Here is a 2,278-nt window from a genome sequence, read left to right as displayed (position 1 = left end):
CCCCACACCCCTCACCGAGATGCGTCGCCCCCAGCAACTGCGTACCCGGATACACCGTCGCGTCCTGATCGAACGTCACCGACACATCAATGAACGTCGACCCCGGATCGACCACCGTCACACCACCGAGCATCGCGCGCTCCAGCAACCGCGCATTGAGCAGCCGACGCGCCTCGGCGAGCTGCACCCGGTTGTTGATGCCCAGAATCTCCCGATGGTCGGCCGCCACCGCCGCCCCCACCCGATGACCGGCCTCCCGCAGAATGCCGAGCACGTCCGTGAGGTACTCCTCACCCTGACTGTTGTCCGTACGGACCTTCCCCAGCGCGTCGGCGAGCAGCCGCCCGTCGAACGCGAACACACCCGAATTGATCTCATTGATCGCCCGCTGGGCGTCGGACGCGTCCTTGTGCTCGACGATCGCGGTGACCGCACCACTGTCCCGGTCCCGCACGATCCGCCCGTACCCCGTCGAATCCGGAACCTCGGCGGTCAGCACCGTGCACGCGTTCCCGTCGGCCGCATGCGTCCCGGCAAGCCGGGCCAACGTGTCGCCCGTCAGCAACGGGGTGTCCCCGCAGACGACGACCACGGTGCCGTCAAGACCCTCCCCGAGCTGCTCCAGGCCCATGCGCACCGCGTGACCGGTGCCCTTCTGCTGCTCCTGCACGGCGGTGCGGACCCCGGCGTCGATCGCGCCCAGGTGGGCGGCGACCTGCTCACGGGCGTGGCCCACGACCACGACGAGGTGCTCGGGGTCCAGCTCTCGGGAGGCCGCGACGACGTGCCCGACGAGCGAACGCCCGCTGATCTCGTGCAGGACCTTCGGGGTGGCCGACTTCATGCGGGTGCCCTCACCCGCTGCGAGGACGACGACGGCGGCCGGGCGATTGGCGCTCACGGTGATGCCCTTCGGCTTCGGGTGGTGGACACCCGCAGGATACCGGGGGGTGTCATGCCCGAAACGCGCGCGGGTCCTGACCTGTGTGGTCAGGACCCGCGCGTGGGTGCTCCCCTGCCAGGACTCGAACCCGGACATAAGGCACCAAAAGCCTCAGTGCTGCCAATTACACCACAGGGGAACAAACCGAACGAACCGGACATTTCGTCAGGTCGCTCGATCGGCACCCAACACTATGCCGTACCAGGCACCCTCCACGCGACGGTAGAGGTCGGCGCTCTTCGAGACGTAAATGATCAGGCAGCCTCGGTATGCCTCGGCCGTATTCTTTCGTGCGGTTTTGGGCTGATGCTTCTTGAGTGTCGCTCTTTTGAAGTCGGCGACATCGAGGCCGGTCAGGTCTGCCCAGAACTGCTCGGCCTCGGAAACGTCTGCCGACTCGTGGATGCTGACGCGGAACCTCATCCGCTCACGCGTGACCCCCAGCAGCTCAAGCCAGCGGAGGTAGACCCGGATCACGTTCGGGTCGCTGTTGATGAACTGCAGAACTTCCGAGCGGCGGTACTCCTTGTCCTTGGTCCCCTCGGCCCAGTAGAGGCTGACGCCGACCAGGAAGAGCTCGCGATTCGCGAGGGGCCCGATCTCCTCGCGCGCCAAGCGCTTCGTTTCTTGGCGCTGCTCGTCCTGAGCCTGTCGCAGGCGGGCGAGGCCCGCGTTCATGAGGGCTTGGCATTCTTTGTCCGTATAGCGCGGAGCCGGCTTAGGGAGATCCCGGACCCAGAGCGAGATGGAACTCTTCGAGCATCCCAACTGGGCTTGGATCTGGTCGTAGGTCAAGCCCTCAAGGCGCAGATCCCGCGCTTTCGCCCGGAGGTCGTCCTTGGCGTTCGGGCGCTTGGTCCATTCCGGTGCGGGCTGGCCGCTCACCAGGCGCTGGAGGATGTCGTTGTTGTAGACCCTCAGTCGATCGCGGATCTGCCGCAGGCTGAGACCGTCCCGACGAAGTTGGACGGCCTGCTCGCGGAGGCTTTCGAAGTCGGCGTACTTGCCGAGCGTTTCCGTCATGCGAACAGCCTTGTTCGGCATGCGGACGCGCGGGTCGAATACGCGGGCGATTCAACAGTTCGTGTGGACAACGCGTGTTCCGCTCGCGTGCGGCCGTCTTCGCACTCGTCCGGTCTCCGGATATTGGGTGGCGGCCGCCCGTAGGGTGGATGGCATGACCGTAACGGGGGCAGACCAGGACGCCACGGGCATGACCGCCCGGCGCTACTGGTGGTGGGACAGGCGGCGCAGTGTCGTCCTGGATGTGGGGCTGGCACTGGTTTCGGCGTTCGAGTGTGCGTGGGAGGGTGTTCGGTTCGCGGGGGACGCGGG

At 66.5% G+C, this 2,278-nt stretch carries 2 protein-coding genes, 1 tRNA gene and 1 pseudogene; 1 reads left to right on the top strand and 3 read right to left on the bottom strand.

Annotated features, from left to right (window positions below; all coding sequences use genetic code 11):
- The 3 genes from E2E34_RS33525 to E2E34_RS33515 form a co-directional block, all read right to left on the bottom strand.
- Positions 1–901 (bottom strand): NTP transferase domain-containing protein (locus tag E2E34_RS33525; protein WP_167518441.1); only part of this gene is annotated, 901 nt, incomplete at its 3' end.
- A 109-nt stretch (positions 902–1,010) separates the two neighbouring features.
- A tRNA-Gln gene (locus E2E34_RS33520) sits at positions 1,011–1,082 on the bottom strand.
- 26 nt (positions 1,083–1,108) lie between these two features.
- Positions 1,109–1,966, bottom strand: a complete 858-nt coding sequence (locus E2E34_RS33515; RefSeq protein ID WP_138905599.1) for a hypothetical protein — start codon at positions 1,964–1,966, stop codon at positions 1,109–1,111.
- Positions 1,967–2,120: 154 nt separating this feature from the next.
- Between E2E34_RS33515 and E2E34_RS36845 the strand changes: the two are divergent.
- Positions 2,121–2,278 (top strand): annotated as a pseudogene (locus E2E34_RS36845) (sensor histidine kinase); the annotation flags it as partial.

It is taken from the genome of Streptomyces albidochromogenes, from assembly GCF_005981925.1.
GTDB lineage: Bacteria > Actinomycetota > Actinomycetes > Streptomycetales > Streptomycetaceae > Streptomyces > Streptomyces albidochromogenes.
The sequence above is the reverse complement of the archived record's forward strand: the minus strand, read 5'-3'. Positions and strand labels throughout refer to the sequence as shown.